The organism is Arthrobacter sp. R3-55 (genome assembly GCF_054161505.1).
The window spans coordinates 695,092-712,670 of record NZ_CP096423.1; the positions used below are offsets into that span (position 1 = coordinate 695,092).

At 63.4% G+C, this 17,579-nt stretch carries 16 protein-coding genes and 2 pseudogenes; 3 read left to right on the forward strand and 15 right to left on the reverse strand.

Annotation, left to right across the window (positions count from 1 at the left end; translation table 11 throughout):
* Positions 1 to 108 precede the first annotated feature (108 nt).
* From M1D51_RS03375 to M1D51_RS03405, 7 genes are all read right to left on the reverse strand, one after another.
* On the reverse strand, positions 109 to 381 hold the full coding sequence (locus M1D51_RS03375; RefSeq protein ID WP_458108527.1) for a hypothetical protein: 273 nt from the start codon (positions 379 to 381) through the stop codon (positions 109 to 111).
* A gap of 8 nt (positions 382 to 389) precedes the next feature.
* Positions 390 to 1,472: a C2 family cysteine protease gene (locus M1D51_RS03380; protein ID WP_458108528.1), complete on the reverse strand. Its 1,083-nt coding sequence runs from the start codon at positions 1,470 to 1,472 to the stop codon at positions 390 to 392.
* Positions 1,472 to 2,026 (reverse strand): hypothetical protein, encoded by a 555-nt coding sequence (locus tag M1D51_RS03385; RefSeq protein WP_458108529.1) that lies wholly within the window; start codon positions 2,024 to 2,026, stop codon positions 1,472 to 1,474. Before M1D51_RS03385 ends, M1D51_RS03380 begins: the two co-directional genes overlap by 1 nt.
* Positions 2,027 to 2,228: 202 nt before the next feature.
* Positions 2,229 to 2,648, reverse strand: coding sequence for an ATP-binding protein (locus tag M1D51_RS03390; protein WP_458108530.1), 420 nt, complete (start codon positions 2,646 to 2,648; stop codon positions 2,229 to 2,231).
* On the reverse strand, positions 2,641 to 2,973 hold the full coding sequence (locus M1D51_RS03395; protein WP_458108531.1) for an STAS domain-containing protein: 333 nt from the start codon (positions 2,971 to 2,973) through the stop codon (positions 2,641 to 2,643). The genes M1D51_RS03390 and M1D51_RS03395 overlap by 8 nt, the downstream gene beginning before the upstream one ends.
* Entirely contained in the window at positions 2,963 to 4,969 is a 2,007-nt protein-coding gene (locus tag M1D51_RS03400) for a glycosyltransferase family 2 protein (RefSeq protein WP_458108532.1), read from the reverse strand. The genes M1D51_RS03395 and M1D51_RS03400 overlap by 11 nt, the downstream gene beginning before the upstream one ends.
* 22 nt (positions 4,970 to 4,991) lie before the next feature.
* On the reverse strand, positions 4,992 to 6,110 hold the full coding sequence (locus M1D51_RS03405) for a PP2C family protein-serine/threonine phosphatase (RefSeq protein ID WP_458108533.1): 1,119 nt from the start codon (positions 6,108 to 6,110) through the stop codon (positions 4,992 to 4,994).
* A 421-nt stretch (positions 6,111 to 6,531) separates the two neighbouring features.
* Between M1D51_RS03405 and M1D51_RS03410 the strand changes: the two genes are divergently transcribed.
* Positions 6,532 to 6,930: a helix-turn-helix domain-containing protein gene (locus M1D51_RS03410; protein ID WP_458107041.1), complete on the forward strand. Its 399-nt coding sequence runs from the start codon at positions 6,532 to 6,534 to the stop codon at positions 6,928 to 6,930.
* Complete coding sequence (locus M1D51_RS03415; protein ID WP_458107040.1) at positions 6,927 to 7,781, forward strand: IS3 family transposase; 855 nt, start codon at positions 6,927 to 6,929, stop codon at positions 7,779 to 7,781. The genes M1D51_RS03410 and M1D51_RS03415 overlap by 4 nt, the downstream gene beginning before the upstream one ends.
* 106 nt (positions 7,782 to 7,887) lie before the next feature.
* Here M1D51_RS03415 and M1D51_RS03420 read toward each other — a convergent pair.
* From M1D51_RS03420 to M1D51_RS03455, 8 genes and pseudogenes are all read right to left on the reverse strand, one after another.
* Positions 7,888 to 9,072 (reverse strand): annotated as a pseudogene (locus tag M1D51_RS03420) (IS110 family RNA-guided transposase); the annotation flags it as partial.
* 247 nt (positions 9,073 to 9,319) lie between these two features.
* A complete protein-coding gene (gene bcp, locus M1D51_RS03425) occupies positions 9,320 to 9,787 on the reverse strand; it encodes a thioredoxin-dependent thiol peroxidase (protein WP_011776131.1) in 468 nt (155 codons plus the stop codon).
* A 97-nt stretch (positions 9,788 to 9,884) separates the two neighbouring features.
* On the reverse strand, positions 9,885 to 10,679 hold the full coding sequence (locus tag M1D51_RS03430; RefSeq protein WP_458108534.1) for a winged helix-turn-helix domain-containing protein: 795 nt from the start codon (positions 10,677 to 10,679) through the stop codon (positions 9,885 to 9,887).
* A gap of 10 nt (positions 10,680 to 10,689) precedes the next feature.
* Positions 10,690 to 12,039 (reverse strand): allantoinase AllB, encoded by a 1,350-nt coding sequence (gene allB, locus M1D51_RS03435; protein ID WP_026543500.1) that lies wholly within the window; start codon positions 12,037 to 12,039, stop codon positions 10,690 to 10,692.
* Positions 12,032 to 13,198 (reverse strand): glycerate kinase, encoded by a 1,167-nt coding sequence (locus M1D51_RS03440; RefSeq protein WP_458108535.1) that lies wholly within the window; start codon positions 13,196 to 13,198, stop codon positions 12,032 to 12,034. Before M1D51_RS03440 ends, allB begins: the two co-directional genes overlap by 8 nt.
* 18 nt (positions 13,199 to 13,216) lie before the next feature.
* Positions 13,217 to 14,992 (reverse strand): glyoxylate carboligase, encoded by a 1,776-nt coding sequence (gene gcl / locus M1D51_RS03445; RefSeq protein ID WP_458108536.1) that lies wholly within the window; start codon positions 14,990 to 14,992, stop codon positions 13,217 to 13,219.
* 131 nt (positions 14,993 to 15,123) lie between these two features.
* Entirely contained in the window at positions 15,124 to 16,002 is an 879-nt protein-coding gene (locus M1D51_RS03450; RefSeq protein WP_458108537.1) for a 2-hydroxy-3-oxopropionate reductase, read from the reverse strand.
* 87 nt (positions 16,003 to 16,089) lie between these two features.
* Positions 16,090 to 16,893 carry a hydroxypyruvate isomerase family protein gene (locus tag M1D51_RS03455; protein WP_026543504.1) on the reverse strand — a complete coding sequence of 268 codons (804 nt, stop codon included), beginning with the start codon at positions 16,891 to 16,893 and terminating at the stop codon, positions 16,090 to 16,092.
* Between the two features lie 557 nt (positions 16,894 to 17,450).
* Between M1D51_RS03455 and M1D51_RS03460 the strand changes: the two are divergent.
* Positions 17,451 to 17,558 (forward strand): annotated as a pseudogene (locus M1D51_RS03460) (AAA family ATPase); the annotation flags it as partial.
* Positions 17,559 to 17,579: the final 21 nt, after the last annotated feature.

A 17,579-nucleotide genomic window follows, 5' to 3' on the forward strand; every position in this document is an offset into this window, starting at 1 on the left:
CGTGCTTGGGGCCGTCGCTCTCTCACGTCCTGGGTGCTTGGGGCCAACCCTCTGGCACGTCCCCGGGGTTTGGGGCCGTCGGTCTCTCACATCCCGGGCCGTCAACCGTCAATCGGTGACGTGACCGGCGTCGTACGTCAAGGTCGCGGAGGCGTCGGTGCTGCCCTCGGCGGGCTGGATCGAGGTGACAGTCAACAAGCCTGCGCCCGGCAGCGTGATCGACTGCCCCTCGCGGAACGCCTGCTTGCGCTGCTGTTCGGTGGTCCGGATCCAGAACTGGATGGCGGGTGCACCATCAGCCATGCCGATCTTGACCACGCCCACTTTGACGCCGCCGAAGGTGGGTTGCATGCCTTGCTTGACCGTAACCAGCTGTTCCATGGCCATCCTTACTTCACGTCCACGGAGTACACGGAGTCAAAGTTTTCCTTGTACTCATCTTCGGTGAGTTCCAGCGTTCCTGACTTATGGTCGTCGTCGCCTTCCATGTAACCGCCGGAGGGCCCCCATGGGTTGGCAAGGACGATCACTTTGTCGCCGTCGTCGTTGGTTTTCACATCAACCACAACGTATGCGTGGTTGGGCACGACGTCGGTTCGGTTGACTTCTTCAGACTCCCAGACCCAATCGAAGTCGTCGTCCTTGACGTCTTCGGTGCCCACGGAAATAGCTTGGCCGTCGGAGAGTTTGTCCTCGATATCGTCAAAGTCCAGCTCGCCGTCCTTGTCGGCGGACTGCCCGGTCATCAGTTCCATGCCCTCATTGCTGAAGCCGCCGTCGATGTCGTCATAGGATCCGCCGCGGTGCTCAGCTGCTGCGCGTTCGTAGATGGAAAGCCAGTTGGGTTCGCCGTCGGCCCCGCGGACACCGCCTTCCGTGGACTTGGCCTCCACAGTGACTTCCACAGGCTCGCCGTCTTCGTAGAGCGTGACCACCCAGTGCGTGGGCGGATCGCCAACAGGACGCATATGCTCCTCGAGGAATGCGTCCAGTTTGCCTTCGCGCTCAAGCACTTGGGCCACCGAGCCGATTCCTGCCAGCAACCAGCAGTCGCCGATCTGTCCCTGGTTGATGTCGGCGGGGTCGCCGGCGTCGGGATCGTTGCGGACATCGCCGGGCACATCGACGTCGGGCATGTCCGGGTCCAGCGGTCCCGGGTCGCCGGGCGGGTTCGAGTCTCCCCGCCCGGAAGCGCTGCCGGATGCTCCGGAGCTGGACTTGTCCTGCTGGTCCGCATTGCGGATCAACTCTTTGGCCTGGGTCTGCAGTTCGTTGGAGATCTTCTTCAGCATGGGGCGGTGCTCGGAGTCCCAGGAAGCCCGGAACATCGCAGCGTCCCGGCCATCCCAGCGCGCATTGCCGATCAGGTGACCCAGCTCCGCGGACAGGGCGGTCATCCGTTCCGAGTGCCGGGACATGGTCTTTGCCAGTGCTCGCAACTGTTCAATGTCAGCGCCGTAGAATCCGGGCATTACTTTTCCCCCTGGGGAATTTCGCTGGCATCGCAGCTTTCAGTCTGTACGGGTGCGGTGATGTCGAGGTAGGCCGGAAACTTCGAGCGGATGGTCACCGTGGCGCCCGCAGCGTCGGTGCTGCGGGTGACCACCCAGCCTCCCGGGGTGGGGTCAGTTCCGTCGAACGCCGGGAACCCGTGCTGTTGCAGGATGGGATCCGCGGCGGCGAATACCTCTTCAAAGTTCCGTGAGGGTTTCACGATGTCCGCGCTGCTTTTCATGGTTTGGGGATGGAAAACGCAGGTGCCGTCTTTGGTTTGGGTCACCGACGCATCCTCGTCAACGGACCATGTAATGTCCGGCATCTGCTTTTCCAGTGCGGCAACAAGGTCGGCACGCAGGGCGTCGTACTTGGCGACACTCTCCGCCACGGGCGCCGGGCTGGCCGTAACCGGGGGTGCACTGCTTGGTTCCCGGTTGGGTCCGTCCGGGGTATTGCCGCAGCCCGCAGTCGCCATCAGCGCCAGGGCAGCAGCCAGTGCCCAAGGCTTAAGGTACGTGCTGCGGTTCATTTAGTCCCCAATTTCCGGTTAACGTTCGACGGCGGATCTCACCGAATGCTGTCAGGTCGCGTTTCGCTTGGCGATGGGCAGAACGACCCATGCCGGTGGGAGAGGGTTGGGCCCAGGGGGGTGGGATGTGGGAGAGGGTTGGGCCCAGGGGGGTGGGATGTGGGAGAGGGGTGGGCTTAAGGGGGTGGGATCTGGGAGAGGGTCAGGTGTTGCGGGTGAGGATCCAGGTGTTGGTGCCGTCCTGGCGTTCGAACGTCACAGTGGTCACCAGAGCCTCGATCAGCGCCAGCCCGCGCCCGGACTCCGCGTCCTCATCCGGCATCGAAGCCTGCATGTCGTTGGCGAACGGCTCCTTGGCGTTGTAGGCGCTGACCTTCGCCACCAGCCGGGTGGGGCGGACGCTGATATCGACGTCGATCTCCACGGGCTTTTCTGCCACAGGGAGCGCATGCTGGACGATGTTCGCTGCCGCCTCAATGACGGCCGTAGCGAAGGTCATCCGGTCCATGTCCGGCACAAAGGCGGCGTCGTCCCACAAGGCGTCGAGCTCGTTGTGGATGGCCTCGATCGCTTCCTCGTTGGAAGGTCCGTGGAAACCCCGGCGGGCGATGACCTCAGTCATCTCCGAACGCCTCCTCGGCTGTGGAGTAGGCCGTGAGCACCCGGTCCATGTTGGTCAGTTCAAGGACCATCTTCACCTGGGGCTGGACGCCGGCGATCCGGAGGTCGCCACCTGCCTGGCGGGCTGCCTTGAGGCAACCGATGAGGGCTCCGAGGCCTGAGGAATCCATGAAGTCCGTCTCGGCCAGGTTGACCACAACCCGGCTGGATCCACCGGCTACAACCTCGTTCACTACCTCGCGAAGCTTGGGCGCTGCCACCATGTTCAGGCGGCCCACACCCTTCACCTCCGCGTAGGAGTCCTTGACCTCATAGCTAAACTGCATCTGCGTTCCTTTCCTCGGGGCGCTCGGGCCCAACATCCTCGGGGCCGATACCTTCAGGCACATCGCCGTCAGGGACAAAGCCCTTATACAAAACTGCCTTGACCAGCACGCTCAGGACCACAAGGTCGTACGCCACCCAGGCAACATTGACCAAGGTTCCCAGGGGTTCGGAGAGGCCGGTCAACAGCCGGGCAATACCCACCACCAACGCGATGGCCAACAAGACCGCCACAATGATCTGCGGCCGGATCAGGCTCCAACTCGGGCCGCCGCTCTGGCGTGCCTTGGGGGTGACGGCAAACCCGAGGGGGCGTCCGAACCAAACGTTCCGCGCCGCCGTCGTGCATGCCTTGATCCAGGTGGGGAACAGCGCAAGGCTGTACTGCTGCCCGCGCCAGGTGGGGATGCCGTGCCCGGCCACCACAAACAGCAGCTGGTTCACCACCATGAACGGGATGAAACGGATGAAGAAGTCCAGGCTGAGGCTGCTCACCGGCAGGATGCCCAGCGTCAGGTAAATGATGGGCGCGGCGAAGTACACCACGGCCGCGAAGCCGCTCAGGTAGCTCCACATGGTGGAGAAGTACATGAGCCGCTGGCCCCACGACATCCGGCGTTGCACCAGCGGGTTCTCGCGAAGGAGGACCTGCATGGTGCCTTGGGCCCAGCGGAGTCGTTGGGTGAGCATGGTCTTGAGGTCTTCAGGGGCCAGGCCGTTGGCCAGGATTTCGTGGTGGTACACGCTCTTCCAGCCAAGGCCGTGCAGGCGCATGGACGTGGCCATATCTTCGGTGACGGAGATGGTTGCCAGCGGCATGATCGGCTGTGCCTCGTCAGTGCGTTCCACGGAGATGGCTGACAGGATGGCATGGACCGATTCCAGCGCACCCAGGGGGGACCAATCGCGTCCGGACATGCGGTCGACGGCGTCACTCGCCACCGTGGTCACGCCCGACTCTCCGACGTGGGCCAGTTCCATCGCGGCGATTTCCTCGAGGTCGGCCTGCAGCGCGGAGAAGTCGGCGGCCACCAGGGTGCGCACGGCTTCGTCCACTTTGCGGCGGACACGGTACGTGATTTCGCTGAGGGGTGCCCGTGTTTCGAGTTCCTGCTGGGCGGCGTTGGTGGCGGCCTCTACCTCGTTGAGCATTTGCTCCACCAAGGGGTTTTCGGCCTCTGCTGAACGTCGGGCTTTCTTGATGGCGGATCGGGAAGCTGTCAGGGCTCGGCGGACACTGTCCTCGGTGGCTTTGACGTAGCCCACCAAGCCCAGCTGCATGAGGGCTTCCCGGCGGAGGATGGCGTTGGAACCGCAGAAGAACGCCGCGTTCCAGCCGTCCTTGCCCTGTTGGATGGGGCCGTAGAACAGAGGTGCCTGGCTGCCCAGGGGATCGTCGGCGGGGACGTTGATGAAGTATTGCGGGGTCTGGACCAGCGCTACGCGGTCATCGTTGAAGTAGCCCAGCGTTTTGTCCAGGATGTCCGGCTCGGGGATCTGATCGGCGTCGAGGATCAGCAAGTATTCGCCCGAGGTGACCATGAGGGCGTTGTTCAGGTTGCCCGCCTTGGCGTGCCGCGGCATGTCAGGCGTCCAATCCGCGCCACGCGTCACGTAGCCAATCCCGTGCGACTCGGCGAGTTGGCGCATCTCGGGGCGATCGCCGTCGTCGAGTATCCAGGTGCTGTGCGGCCAGCGGATGTCCTTGGCGGCCAGAGCCGTGGTCATCACCAGATCCAGTGGCTCGTTGTAGGTGGTGATGAAGACGTCCACGGTGGCGTCGTCCGGCGCAGGGGGCGGTGGCTTGCGGATCTTGAGGTTCCACACGGTCAGGCCGAACAGGATCACGTCAATGAGGCTGTACGTTTCGGCGATCACCAACGGAACGGCGATCCACCACGCCTCCCAGTTCAGCGACGCCATCCAGCGCCACGCCACGTAGTTGACGCCCAAGATGACTGTCAGGACAACGAACAGCCGAGTCCAGAAACGTGTCACAATTCCCCCTTTTTGTGGTTCGTTAGAGCCGGACGTCAAGTTTTCTGCGAACGACGACGGCGGTCACGTCGTCTTCGGCTGTTGCAGCGGGTGCCAACTCCAGAAGGGCGGCGCATACGCCATCCGAGGTTGCCTCGCTCCGCGCCGACTTTTCCACGTTCCGGATGAAATCCTCGAGGGAAGCGTGGGCGTCCAGCACGCCGTCACTGACGATGACCAGGGTGTCGCCGGGCTCCATCAACAGCTCAGCGGCAGGCCAGTGCTGTCCTTCAAGGATGCCCACCGGCGGGCCGGCGGAAACCAGCCGCTGGACCGCCCCCTCAGCGGGGATGTACAGCGCAAGGCCGTGACCGGCGTCGATGTAGCTGAGCTTTCCGGAAGGGGCGTCCAGCCGCGCATGGAACATGGTGGCGAAGGAGCCGGACTGGTCCAGGTCTGTGGTGATGGTGGCGCTGGCGGAGGAGAAGGCCGCGGCGATGGCCGGGGTGTCCGCTACCGAACGCATCACGGCGCGGACGGTGGCTGCGATCAGGGCCGCACCCATGCCTTTGCCCATGGCGTCGGCGAACGTCAGGTGCATGCCGTTCCTGGTCTGGTACCAGTCGTAGAAGTCCCCGCCGACGCTGCGGGTGGGGCGGAAGGCGCCGGCGACGTCGTATCCCTCAAGCCGGACGGTTTCCCGAGGCAGGAGGCTCTGTTGCACCACGGCTGCGCGCGCAAGTTCGTCCATCTGGGCGGTGTCCTCGGCAGGAGCGGCAGGCGTCCGGGCCCGGCGGAACAATGCCCGGATGCGGGCCTGGAGTTCCTTGGGGCTGAAAGGCTTGTTGATGTAGTCGTCCGCACCGATGTCCAGGCCGTTGAGGCGGTCGATCTCGTCCGCCCTGGCGGTCAGCATCAGGATGTAGGCATCCGAGAATTCGCGCAGGCGTTTGCACACTTCCATGCCGTCGATGTCCGGGAGGTTCACATCGAGGGTGACCAATTCAGCGTTGGTGTTGCGGACAGCCTCGACGCCGGACAGGCCGTCAGGTGCTTCGGTCACCACAAAGTCGAGCTGCTCAAGGACCAGGACGAGGAGTCCACGGATGTCGGCGTCATCTTCGACGACTACAGCGTGGCGGACGGGCGTGGGAGAGACCATGGCTCCATTAACTAATGCTGCTGGGTATTTGTCACGTTTAGTCACGACACATGAAACGCCCGCTCACAAAAGTGGGCGGGCGTTACAGGTTTTGTGCAGTTATGTGAGAGAGGGATTCGCTCAGGCCCTTGGGATGTGGGAGAGCGTTCGGCTCAGGCCCTTGGGATGTGGGAGAGCGTTCGGCTCAGGCCCTTGGGATGAACTGCTCCCCTGAAGTTGGACTGAGAATTTCAGTTCCGATTTGAGGGGAGCAGTTTTTATGTGTTCGCGTAGTTCTTTGTCTGTGGTGCAGCGGGTCTCGGCTGTAGCGTGTTTTGAAAGGGGTCTGGGGTATCGGGCGGCGGCCCGGTACTTGGATGCGCCGCCTGTGCCGGTCAGGGGACTGTATGGGTTATGGAGGATTCATGGGCGAGGAGTGTTGGTGACCAAGGCGCCGAAGTCATACTCTTTCGAGGTCAAGCTGGCGCTGGTGCAGCGGTTCCTGGCGGGCGAAACCGGGCCGGACTTGGCTGTTGAAGCGGGCCTGTCTTCACGTCAACTGCTGCAGAAATGGGTCAGGGCTTATCGATTGGCGGGTGAGGATGGGTTGCGGCCAAAACGCAACGGCACGCCAGCGAAGCCGAAGGTCGCACCTTCTCGGGAACCCGGGGCCGTGCCCTCGCGGAAGCCTGGTGCCGTGCCGTCCGTGAAGTCCGGGGCAGCTCCGCGGTCTGCGGAGGTTTCGGAGCTTGAGCAACTGCGTCGGGAGAACGAACTGTTGCGGGCTGAGGTGGCCTACTTGGGAAAATTGCGGGCCTTGAGGGCTCAGGAACGACGGTGAAGGTTCAAGCCCTCGTTGCTCTCAAGGCTGATTACCCGCTCCCGGTTCTGCTGCGGGTCGCGGGGCTGGCCCGCTCGACGTTCTTCTACCATCAGGCCCGGCTCCTGTCCCCGGACCCGAAGGAAGCTCTCAAGAGCGCCATCACAACGATCTTCACGACCAACCACGGCCGTTACGGACATCGCCGCATCCACACCGAGCTGGTGAAGCACGGCTGGACGGTGGCGAAGAAGACCGTGCTGAAACTGATGCGCGCCCTGGCCCTGCGCTGCAAGGTTCGGCAGCGGAAACGCTATAACTCCTACCAAGGCGAACAGGGCGTGATTGCACCGAACCTGCTGAACCGGGAATTCGACGCCGATGCTCCGAACCAGAAGTGGGTCACCGACGTCACCGAGTTCCGCGTCGGGGACCGGAAGCTCTACCTTTCACCCGTCATGGACCTTTTCGACCGGCAAATCATCTCCTATTCCATCGGTAACTCCCCGAACCTGGAACTGGCCAACACCTCGCTGCGTCAGGCCATCACCTGCCTGGAACCGGGTCAAAAACCGTTGGTGCACTCGGACCAAGGTTTCCAATACCAGCACGTGTTCTGGCGGCAACTGCTCAGCGAAGCCGGCGCCACCCAGTCAATGTCCCGCAAGGGCAACTGCTACGACAACGCGGTCATGGAGAACTTCTTCGGACATCTCAAGGAAGAACTCTTCCACCACGTCCGGTTTCTCAGCACCGACGCCCTGGCAACAGCACTGCACGAGTACATCCGCTGGTACAACAACGAAAGGATCTCCACCAAACTCGAAGGCCAGAGCCCGGTCCAATACCGGGCCCAGACCCTCGCAGCCTAAAATCCCAATAGCCAGTCCAACAATCGGGGACCAGTTCAGGATGTGCGAGAGCGTTCGGCTCAGGGCCTTCGGATGTGGGAGTGCCCCTATGTTTTTCGTCAAGCGGTTGCGGGGGTTGGTAGAGGGTGCCGTCGCGGAGCATGGCGTAGAGGGTGTCGCAGCGTCGTCGCGCCAGGGCGATGAGTGCCTGGTTGTGGCGTTTTCCTTCGGCTCGTTTGCGGTCATAGTAGGCCCGGGAGGGCGGGTCTTTGAGGGCTGCGAAAGCGGAGAGGAACAGGGTTCGTTTGAGGACTTTGTTGCCTTTCCTGGAGGAATGATCGCCACGGATGGAAGACCCGGATCGCCAGGTAACAGGGGCCAGCCCCGCGTAAGAGGCCAGGTGCCCTGCGGTGGGGAAGTCTTTCCCGGCGACTTCGGTGAGGATTCGTGCAGCGGTCCTGATGCCCACGGCCGGCAGAGACATCAGGACCGGGTGAAGAGGGTGGGCCTCCACAAGAGTCTCGACCTGGGTCAGGACCGTTGCGCGGCTTTCGTTGAGCCCGGCGAGCATGGCCGCGAGCTGGGGCAGCACGATGGTTGCGGCGTTCGTTCCCACGACAGTGACGGTTTGCCGGCCCAAGGCCTCGATGATTTCATCGGCAAGACGTTCACCCATGCGCGGAGCGAGTTTGGTCAGCCGGTTCCCGATCCGACGCCGGCCCGCATGACGGAGAGCTTCAGGGGTAGGCCAGGTCCGCAGCAGATCCAGCACCGCCGGGTGGTCCATGTAGGGTCCGAGCACCCTTTCCAAAGCTGGGTGGATCTGCGTGAGCAGCCCGCGGATCCGGTTCGAAGTCGCCGTGGCCTGCTTGGCCAGATCATCGTCGAACCCACACAGCATGCTCAGCTCAGCGAGCTGCTCATCGACCAACTGAACCGAGCGCAGGGCATGCGGCATGGTCCTGGCGGCCTCGGCGATGATGAACGCATCCCGGGCATCGGTTTTCGCCTCTCCGGGGTGAAGATCCGCGATCCGGCGCATCGCCAGGCCCGGCAGGTAGCCGACCAGCACCCCGGCGGCCTGGGCCACCGCGACGGGAAGCGCACCGATGGTCGCGGGCTGGTCAACAACAAACAGGATCCGGCCGTTGTCCTCCAGCTCGGCCATGATCTCCCGGATTTTGGCTTCGTCGTTGGGCAGCGCCCGGTCCAGCAATTTCCTGCCGGCCCGGTCCACGGCAACGGCATGATGGACGCCCTTACCAACATCCAAACCAATAAACACTTCGACAGCGTCGTGGTTCCTGATCATCTGGCACCTTCAGTCGTAGTCAACTACCGCACTGGCCCGCCAGCGGTGTCAGGACCCGGCACCCACGTTACGCACGACGTTCCCGAACTGTCCTGCCCCTATCAGCGATCTCCCGGCACCTACCAACCCCGGTGACAACACTCTCAAGATCATCGAATCAACAGAGGGTCGCAATCATGCCGGGACCAGCAGGCCAGCACACCCATATCCTGCACCAGGAAACGGGCTACGAAAAAGGTAACGAGGGTTAGACGCCCAGCTCTTCCTTCAGCGCCTGGACGTGGCCCTGGGCGCTGACCTGGTACTGGGTGAGCTTCACGGTGCCTTCGCCATCCAGGACAACGGTGGAGCGGACCAGGCCTTCTACGATCTCGCCGTCAACCAACTTCTCGCCCCAGGCGCCGTAGGCGAGGGCAACGGAGTGGTCTTCGTCGGAGAGCAGCGGGAAGGTCAGCGCGAATTCACCAGTGAACTTTGCGAGGTCCTCAGGGCCGTCGGGGGAAATCCCGATGACGTCGTAGCCCTTGCCCTGCAGGCTGGCGAGGTTGTCGCGGAAATCGCAGGCCTCGGTGGTGCAGCCGGGGGTGGCTGCCTTCGGGTAGAAGTACACAATGACGTTGCGTCCGCGGTAGTCGGACAGCGAGACCTTGGTGCCGTCGGCGTCGAGAAGCGCGAAATCAGGTGCTTGCGTTCCGACGAGGAGTTTCTGGGTCATGGCGATCCTTTACGTTTCACCGGCAAACAGCCGGCCTTCATTTCAAACAACAGCGATCATGCAAATTGCGGGGCGTTGATCTTTTACAACAGCGAATCTAGATGCTGTATTCCGCAGGTCCGCGCACCGTGGCGTAGGGGCCTGGCACGAACTGGTAGCCGCCACCACGGACGGTGGCGACGGTGTGTCGGGCGGAGCCTAGCTTCCGCCGCACCCTTCCAACATAAACGTCGATCGAGCGAAATGCCGCGCCGGGGAGGTCAAATGACTCCAAAAAACGTTGCAATTCTTCACGACTGATGGCCCGTGAGCAGTTGACCACGAGGTAGCGCAGCAGCTTGTATTCCATGCCAGTAAAGGGAACCGGCTCGCCGTCCAGCAGCACTACTTCAGCGGCGAGGTCCACCGCAAGTTGACTGCGGCGGCTGGCCAACGTTACGGGCTCGACGGCGGTGCTGTCGCCCGCTTCGGTGCTGTCGCCGCCGTCGGACATGGCTTCCGCACGGGTCACCGCACGCGCCTCCGCGAGGGCATCGGCGAGCGTTACCGTGGCTGAATCCGAACGGTTGGTACCGGCGTCGGCGGCTTCCTGCGGAGTGCCGCCCCAGGAAGTGTCGCCGACGCCGGAGTGCTCTGCCCCGGTGGCGGGCCAGATGCGGACTTCCGCCTCCGGGGCAAGTTTCATGGCGCGGGCCAGCACAAGGCGTGCCGCCCGCTCCCAAACTGCGGGATCGATCTCGTCGCCCTCGGCCGGGTTGACCCAGAGGGCCAGCCCGTGGGCTGTGAGGCCGTTCCGTTCATTCATGCTGCGAGGGTTCTGGCCAGGCCGCCATCCCGTGGAGCGCGAGGCGGAACCACGGGAAGGCGGCGGCCCATAGGCATTGACTGCCATGACGGTTGACCTAAACGTTGCCGCGGCGGAGCAGCTTGCCGCCGGGGTTCTGGCCGTCGATCGGGGTGCCGCGCAGGTAGGTCTTGCGGACGACGCCGGCCAGCGGACGGCCGTCGTACGGCGTGATCGGGTTCTTGTGCTTGAGCTTGGTGACGTCCACAACGAACGCTTCGTCCGGGGCGAAGATGGAGAAGTCGGCGTCGTAGCCAAGTGCGAGCTGGCCTTTGTTGTGCAGGCGGGCCAGGGCGGCGGGCTTCTCGGCCATCCACGAGACCACCTGTTCCAGCGGGATGCCACGGTGGCGGGCTTCGGTCCAGATCAGGGAAAGCCCCAGCTGCAGGGATGAAACGCCGCCCCATGCCACGGCGAAGTCGCCGTTCTCCAGGTCCTTCAGATCCAGTGTGGAGGGGGAGTGGTCCGAGACGATGCAGTCGATGGTGCCCTCCTGCAGGCCCTTCCAGAGGAGCTCCCGATTGGAGGCCTCGCGGATGGGTGGGCAGCACTTGTAAGCCGTGGCACCGTCGGGGATTTCTTCGGCCATGAGGGTCAGGTAGTGCGGGCAGGTCTCAACGGTGAGGTTGACGCCGTCGCGCTTTGCTGAGGCGATCATCGGCAGCGCGTCCGAGGATGAGAGGTGCAGGATGTGGGCGCGGGCGCCGGTCCAGCGGGCGCGCTCGATGACCTCGGCGATGGCCTTGTTCTCGGCGCCGCGGGGGCGGGAGGCCAGGAAGGTCTCGTAGTGGTCGCCGCCCGGGTGCGGGGCGCGGTCAATGGCGTGGGAGTCCTCTGCGTGGACGATCATGAGGGAGTCGAAGGACTTGAGCTCAGCCATGTCCTCTTCCATCTCGTCCGCGTCCAGGTGCGGGAACTCGTCCACGCCGGAGTGCAGGAGGAAGCACTTGAAGCCGAAAACGCCTTCGTCGTGCAGCGGGCGGAGGTCGCTCTTGTTGCCGGGGATGGCACCGCCCCAGAATCCGACGTCCACAAAAGCCTGGTCCTTGGCGACTACGCGCTTCTGCTCCAGGCCGTCCACGCTGGTGGTAGGCGGGATGCTGTTCAGGGGCATGTCGATGATGGTGGTTACGCCGCCGGCGGCTGCTGCGCGGGTGGCGGAGGCGAAGCCTTCCCACTCGGTGCGGCCGGGCTCGTTGACGTGGACGTGGGTGTCCACCAGGCCGGGGATGAGGGTTTCGTCGTCTGCGAGTTCGATGACCTCGTTGCCCGTCAGGCCGTTGCCCAGGGGTTCGATGGCGACGATGATGCCGTCGCGGATGCCAACTTCGCGTGCTGCGAGGCCGGCGGTGGTCAGGATGCGCTGGCCCCGGATAACGAGGTCATAGGCGCCGATTGCTTCAGACATTGAGGTACTCCTTGTTTTCGGTCCGTTCCGCCAGGTACACGCCTATGTGCCTACCTAATTGTTCAAGCAACGGACCTGCTTCAGCGATACATTTTTGGACATCTTTTTCCAGATCGGTCAGTGCATGGACCGTATGGAAGCCGGCATCCGTGAGTTGTTCCCGGCTCAGGGTACTCCGGCCGCACACTGCGATCACGGGAACCCCGTTCCGTTGCGCCGCCCGCGAGACACCCATGGGAGTCTTGCCGAGCAGGCTTTGCTCGTCCAGGCTGCCTTCTCCGGTGATCACCAGATCGGCGCCCTTGAGCCTGTGCTCCAGTTCAGTGAATTCAAGCACGACGTCGATGCCCGGCCGCCGCTCTGCCTTCAGCGCCGCGATGGCAATGTAGCCAACGCCGCCCGCTGCTCCGGCGCCTTCTGCCTTGGCGGCGTACTTGGCGTGCTGGCCGGTTGTGGCTGCGAGGACGTCCACGAAGTGGCTTGCTGCCGCGTCCAGTTGAGTGACGTCTTCCGGCGTCGCGCCCTTCTGCGGACCGAAGATGGCTGGGGCTCCGCTGGCCCCCAGAAGGGGATTGTCGACGTCGGACGCCAACACGAATTCTGTTGCCTCGACGCGGACGTCGAAGTTGGAGAAGTCGATGGTCTCGATGTCAGCGAGAGCGGCACCGCCGCCGGGGAGCTCGTTGCCGTCCTTATCCAGGAACACGGCGCCGAGGCCCTGCAGGACTCCCGCGCCGGCGTCGGTGTTGGCGCTTCCGCCCACACCCAGGATGATCTTGCGGCAGCCGAGGTCCAACGCGGCTCGGATGAGTTCGCCCGTGCCGATGCTGGTTGCGGTTTTCGCAGTCTCAGAAGTGGGGCCGTCCGGCAGGAGGGCGAGGCCGGAAGCCGCCGCCATTTCGATGACAGCTTCCTGGTCCCGCACTGCGAAGTCGGCCTTCATTGGCTCGCCGAGCGGGCCGGTGACGGTGGTGGTCCGGCGGGTGAAGCCGGAGCCGATGGCGGCGTCGATGGTTCCTTCGCCGCCGTCGGCCACCGGAATGCGTGTTGCTTCTATGCCTTTACCGAACCCCGCCTGCAGGCCTGTGGCCAGGTGCTTGGCGACGTCGGGCGCGGACAGCGAGCCCTTGAATTTGTCCGGGGCGATGACAACACGCATTCCGGTGCCTCCTTTTCCTTAAGCCTTGGCGAGGATGGCGGTGGGAGCGTCCGCCGCGGACTCTGCCAGCTCTTCGAACTCGTTCACGCCGTTGATCTCAACGCCCATGGAGATGTTGGTGATCTTTTCCAGGATCACTTCAACAACCACGGGAACCTTGAACTCGCCCATCAATGCCTTGGCCTTGTCGAAAGCGGCCGGCAGATCGTTGGGGTCCTCAACGCGGATGGCCTTGCAGCCCAAGCCCTCGGCAACCTTGATGTGGTCCACGCCGTAGCCGTTGGTCTCCGGGGAGTTGATGTTCTCAAACGCCAAGGAAACGTTCTGTTCCATGTTGAAGCCGCGCTGGCTCTGACGGATCAGGCCCAGGTAGCTGTTGTTCACCACAACGTGGATGTACGGCAGGTTGAACTGTGCGCCAACGGCCAGTTCCTCAATCATGAACTGGAAGTCGTAGTCACCGGACAGGGCAACAACGGTGGCATCCGGGGTTCCACGAACAACGCCCAGAGCGGCGGGAGCGGTCCAACCCAGCGGGCCTGCCTGGCCTGCGTTGATCCACTTGCGGGCACCGAAGACGTGCAGCATCTGTGCGCCGGCGATCTGCGAGAGACCAATGGTGGACACGTAGGTGGTGTCGCGGCCGAAGGCCTTGTTCATCTCCTGGTACACGCGCTGCGGCTTGATGGGCACGTTGTTGAAGTTGGTCTTGCGGTGCAGGGAGCCCTTGCGCTCCTGGCACTCGGCAACCCAGTCGGAGTAGTCCGGCAGGGTCTTTGCAGCCTGGCGTTCGCGAGCCAGCTCCAACAGCCCGTCCAGCGCCGCACCGGCGTCGGACGCAATGCCCAAGTCCGGGGAGAAAACGCGACCGATCTGCGTCGGCTCGATGTCGATGTGCACGAACTTACGGCCGGCCGTGTAGGTGTCCAGGCCGCCGGTGTGGCGGTTGGCCCAACGGTTGCCGATGCCGATCACGAAGTCGCTCTGCAGGAACGTCTCGTTGCCGTAGCGGTGCGAGGTCTGCAGGCCAACCATGCCGGCCATCAGCTGGTGGTCGTCCGGGATGGTGCCCCAGCCCATCAGGGTGGGGATGACCGGAACGTTCAGGATCTCGGCCAGCTCAACCAGCTGGGCCGAAGCGCCGGCGTTGATGATGCCGCCACCGGCAACGATCAGCGGGTGCTTGGCAGCGGTCAGCAGGTCCAGTGCCTTTTCCAGCTGCTTGCGGGAAGCCTTGGGCTTCTCCACCGGCAGGGGCTCGTAGGCGTCGATGTCGAACTCGATCTCGGCCATCTGAACATCGATGGGCAGGTCCAACAGAACCGGGCCCGGACGACCCGAGCGCATCAGCTGGAACGCCTTCTGGAACGCGCCGGGAACCTGGCCCGGCTCCAGGATGGTCATGGCGAACTTGGTCAACGGCTTGGCGATGGACTCGATGTCCACAGCCTGGAAGTCTTCCTTGTGCAGCTTGGCAACGGGTGCCTGGCCGGTGATGCAGAGCATGGGGATGGAATCGGCCTGGGCTGCGTACAGGCCAGTGATCATGTCCGTGCCTGCGGGGCCCGAGGTGCCGATGCAGATGCCAATGTTGCCATCAGCTGCGCGGCTGTAACCGTCAGCCATGTGGCTGGCGCCTTCAACGTGGCGGGCCAGCGTGTGGCGGATGCCGCCGTGGGCACGCATTGCTGAGTAGAAGGGGTTGATCGCTGCGCCGGGCAGACCGAAAGCTTCGGTTGCGCCTTCCTTTTCCAGGATGGCTACGGCCGCATCAACGGTGCGCATCTTTGCCATGGTGTACTCCTTGTTTTTGCCCTTGCGGGCGAAGTCTGTGGTGTTTTTGGGTGTGGTGAGGGAGCCGCCGTCGTTTAAGTACGACGGCGGGTTCCCTGCTTTGGTGCTTGTTCCGGCTTGTGCCGGGGTGCTTACTTGCGGCCGCTGAGCTGAAGGACCTGCTTGAAGAGGCCTGAGTGGTCGAGGCCGCCGTCGCCCTGGTTGACGGTTGCGGCGACGAGCTGGGCGACAACTGCGCCGAGCGGGACAGCGACGTTGGCTTCGCGGGCTGCGGAGGTGACGATGCCCAGGTCCTTGTGGTGGAGGGCCAGGCGGAAGCCGGGGTCGAAGTTGCGGTCCAGCATCTTCTGACCCTTCTGGTCCAGGACCTTGGAGCCGGCCAAGCCGCCGCCGAGGACCTTCAGTGCTGCGTCGGTGTCTACGCCGTAGGCCTCAAGGAAGGCGATGGCCTCGCCGAGTACCTGGATGTTGACGGCCACGATCAGCTGGTTTGCTGCCTTGACGGTCTGGCCGGAGCCGGACGGGCCGACGTGGACGATGGTCTTGCCCACTGCGTTGAGGACATCCTGTGCTGCCTCGAAGTCCTCAGCTGAGCCGCCGACCATGATGGACAGGACGGCGTCGATGGCGCCCTGTTCGCCACCGGATACGGGAGCGTCGAGCGGGCGGATGCCTGCTGCGACTGCGTCCTCAGAGAGGCGCTTGGCGACGTCCGGGCGGATGCTGGATGCGTCGATCCAGAGGGTGCCCTTCTTCGCGTTGGCGAAGACGCCGTCCTTGCCGCTGACTACACCCTCAACATCGGGGGAGTCCGGGACCATGGTGATGACGACGTCGGCGTCCTTGACTGCGTCCGCGATGCTCGTGGCGCCCTGGCCGCCCTCGGAGACGAGCTTGTCGATCTTGTCCTGGCTGCGGTTGAAACCGGTGACCGTGTGGCCGGCCTTGACGAGGTTGATGGCCATGGGGAGGCCCATGATTCCGAGTCCGATGACTGCAACGTTGCTCATTGTGGTTCTCTTTCTGAAAGTCTTTGTTTTAACTCGAGCGGGCTATTTGGTGAGCGCCGCCGCTGTGGTGGGTGCCGCCGTCGTGAGTCAGTTGGCGTTGGCGCGCTGGCGGATGGCCCAGCTGAAAGCCGTTTCCTGCGGTTCCTTGTACTCGAGGCCGATGTAGCCGTCGTAGCCGAGTTCGCGGCTGCGGGCGATCCATTCGCCGAGGGGGAGGGTGCCGGTTCCGGGAGCGCCGCGGCCGGGGTTGTCGGCGATCTGGATGTGGCCGAAGTCCTTGGCGTGGTTCTCGATGACGGATTCGACGTCGTCGCCGTTGACTGCCAGGTGGTAGAAGTCGGCGAGGAGCTTGATGTTCTGTGCACCGGATTCTGCCTTGACCCGGGCGATGACCTTGAGTGCGTCTTCGGCGGTGAGGAGCGGGTATTTGGGTGCGCCGCTGACCGGTTCGAGGAGGACGGTGCCGCCGATGCGGGCGACGCCTTCTGCTGCTGCCGCGAGGTTCTTGGCGGCGAGTTCGTCCTGCTCTTCAGGGGTGAACTCGTCCTGGCGGTTGCCGTAGAGGGCGTTGAACGCCTTGCAGCCGAGGCGCTCACCGATGCCAGCTACGACGTCGATGTTGTCCTTGAACTCGGAGCAACGTCCCTTCCAGGACACCAGGCCGCGGTCGCCGCCAGGCATGTTGCCGGCGTTGAAGTTCAGGCCCGTGAGCTGAACGCCGGCGTCCTTGATGGCTGTTTCAAACTCGGTTGTCTCTTTGTCGGTGGGAACCGAAGTGGCGAAGGGCCACCAGAACTCGACGGCGTCAAAACCGGCTGCCTTCGCGGCGGCGGGGCGCTCGAGTAAGGGCAGCTCCGTCAGGAGGATGGAGCAGTTCACTGTGTACGTCATCGTAGGTCCTTCCGAGGAGGGGCTTTGATCTATCTTCCGGGTGCTTGGCTGCTGCCTTGGTGCTTGGCTTCGGTTTCCGCTTTGTGGAATTTAGATTCTGCTTTATGAAAAGTTTAGGGAAGGTGGGGTTGGGAGTCAAGGGGGTGGGTGGGGAGGTGGTGGTTTGACATCAAGACTCCAAGCTTGCCAAGCCTCGGTGAGCTGTGGTCTGACTCGGTGAGGTGTGCGTAGCTCGCGCTGTGAGAGGATATCGAGTAGGTGAATACCCACTTTTCGGGCTGAGGGGGAACGGCATGGCAGGGCCAAGTGAGCAGATGAAGGCGCTGCTCCGTGCCCATGCCGCTGGCGACGAAGAGCTCTTTTATAGCGTCGCTCTGCAGGTTGCGGCACAGTCAGCTCGGCAAGGGCATTCGAAGGTTGCCTTGGAGTTGCGGGACATAATCGAAAAGTCACGCACGGAGCAAGTTCATAGAAGTCAGCCCACTCCCATAGGTAGTCCCCGAGGAGAGCTCAGCGAGCTACTCGCCATATCGTATCCAGAGCAGGGTCTGTCTCGGATGGTGCTGGATCAAAATACAGCGAAAACCCTGCAGCGAGTTGTCCACGAGCAACGCCAACGAGACCGCCTTCTACGGCACGGTTTCGTCCCAGCGCACCGCATACTGCTGTCTGGACCACCAGGAACT

Bases quoted from the DNA above. Each gene is read 5' to 3' on its own strand.
- M1D51_RS03375 (WP_458108527.1), bottom strand. From the start codon at position 381: ATGGAACAGCTGGTTACGGTCAAGCAAGGCATGCAACCCACCTTCGGC.
- M1D51_RS03380 (WP_458108528.1), bottom strand. From the start codon at position 1,472: ATGCCCGGATTCTACGGCGCTGACATTGAACAGTTGCGAGCACTGGCA.
- M1D51_RS03385 (WP_458108529.1), bottom strand. From the start codon at position 2,026: ATGAACCGCAGCACGTACCTTAAGCCTTGGGCACTGGCTGCTGCCCTG.
- M1D51_RS03390 (WP_458108530.1), bottom strand. From the start codon at position 2,648: ATGACTGAGGTCATCGCCCGCCGGGGTTTCCACGGACCTTCCAACGAG.
- M1D51_RS03395 (WP_458108531.1), bottom strand. From the start codon at position 2,973: ATGCAGTTTAGCTATGAGGTCAAGGACTCCTACGCGGAGGTGAAGGGT.
- M1D51_RS03405 (WP_458108533.1), bottom strand. From the start codon at position 6,110: ATGGTCTCTCCCACGCCCGTCCGCCACGCTGTAGTCGTCGAAGATGAC.
- bcp (WP_011776131.1), bottom strand. From the start codon at position 9,787: ATGACCCAGAAACTCCTCGTCGGAACGCAAGCACCTGATTTCGCGCTT.
- M1D51_RS03430 (WP_458108534.1), bottom strand. From the start codon at position 10,679: ATGGCAGTCAATGCCTATGGGCCGCCGCCTTCCCGTGGTTCCGCCTCG.
- allB (WP_026543500.1), bottom strand. From the start codon at position 12,039: ATGTCTGAAGCAATCGGCGCCTATGACCTCGTTATCCGGGGCCAGCGC.
- M1D51_RS03440 (WP_458108535.1), bottom strand. From the start codon at position 13,198: ATGCGTGTTGTCATCGCCCCGGACAAATTCAAGGGCTCGCTGTCCGCG.
- gcl (WP_458108536.1), bottom strand. From the start codon at position 14,992: ATGGCAAAGATGCGCACCGTTGATGCGGCCGTAGCCATCCTGGAAAAG.
- M1D51_RS03450 (WP_458108537.1), bottom strand. From the start codon at position 16,002: ATGAGCAACGTTGCAGTCATCGGACTCGGAATCATGGGCCTCCCCATG.
- M1D51_RS03455 (WP_026543504.1), bottom strand. From the start codon at position 16,893: ATGACGTACACAGTGAACTGCTCCATCCTCCTGACGGAGCTGCCCTTA.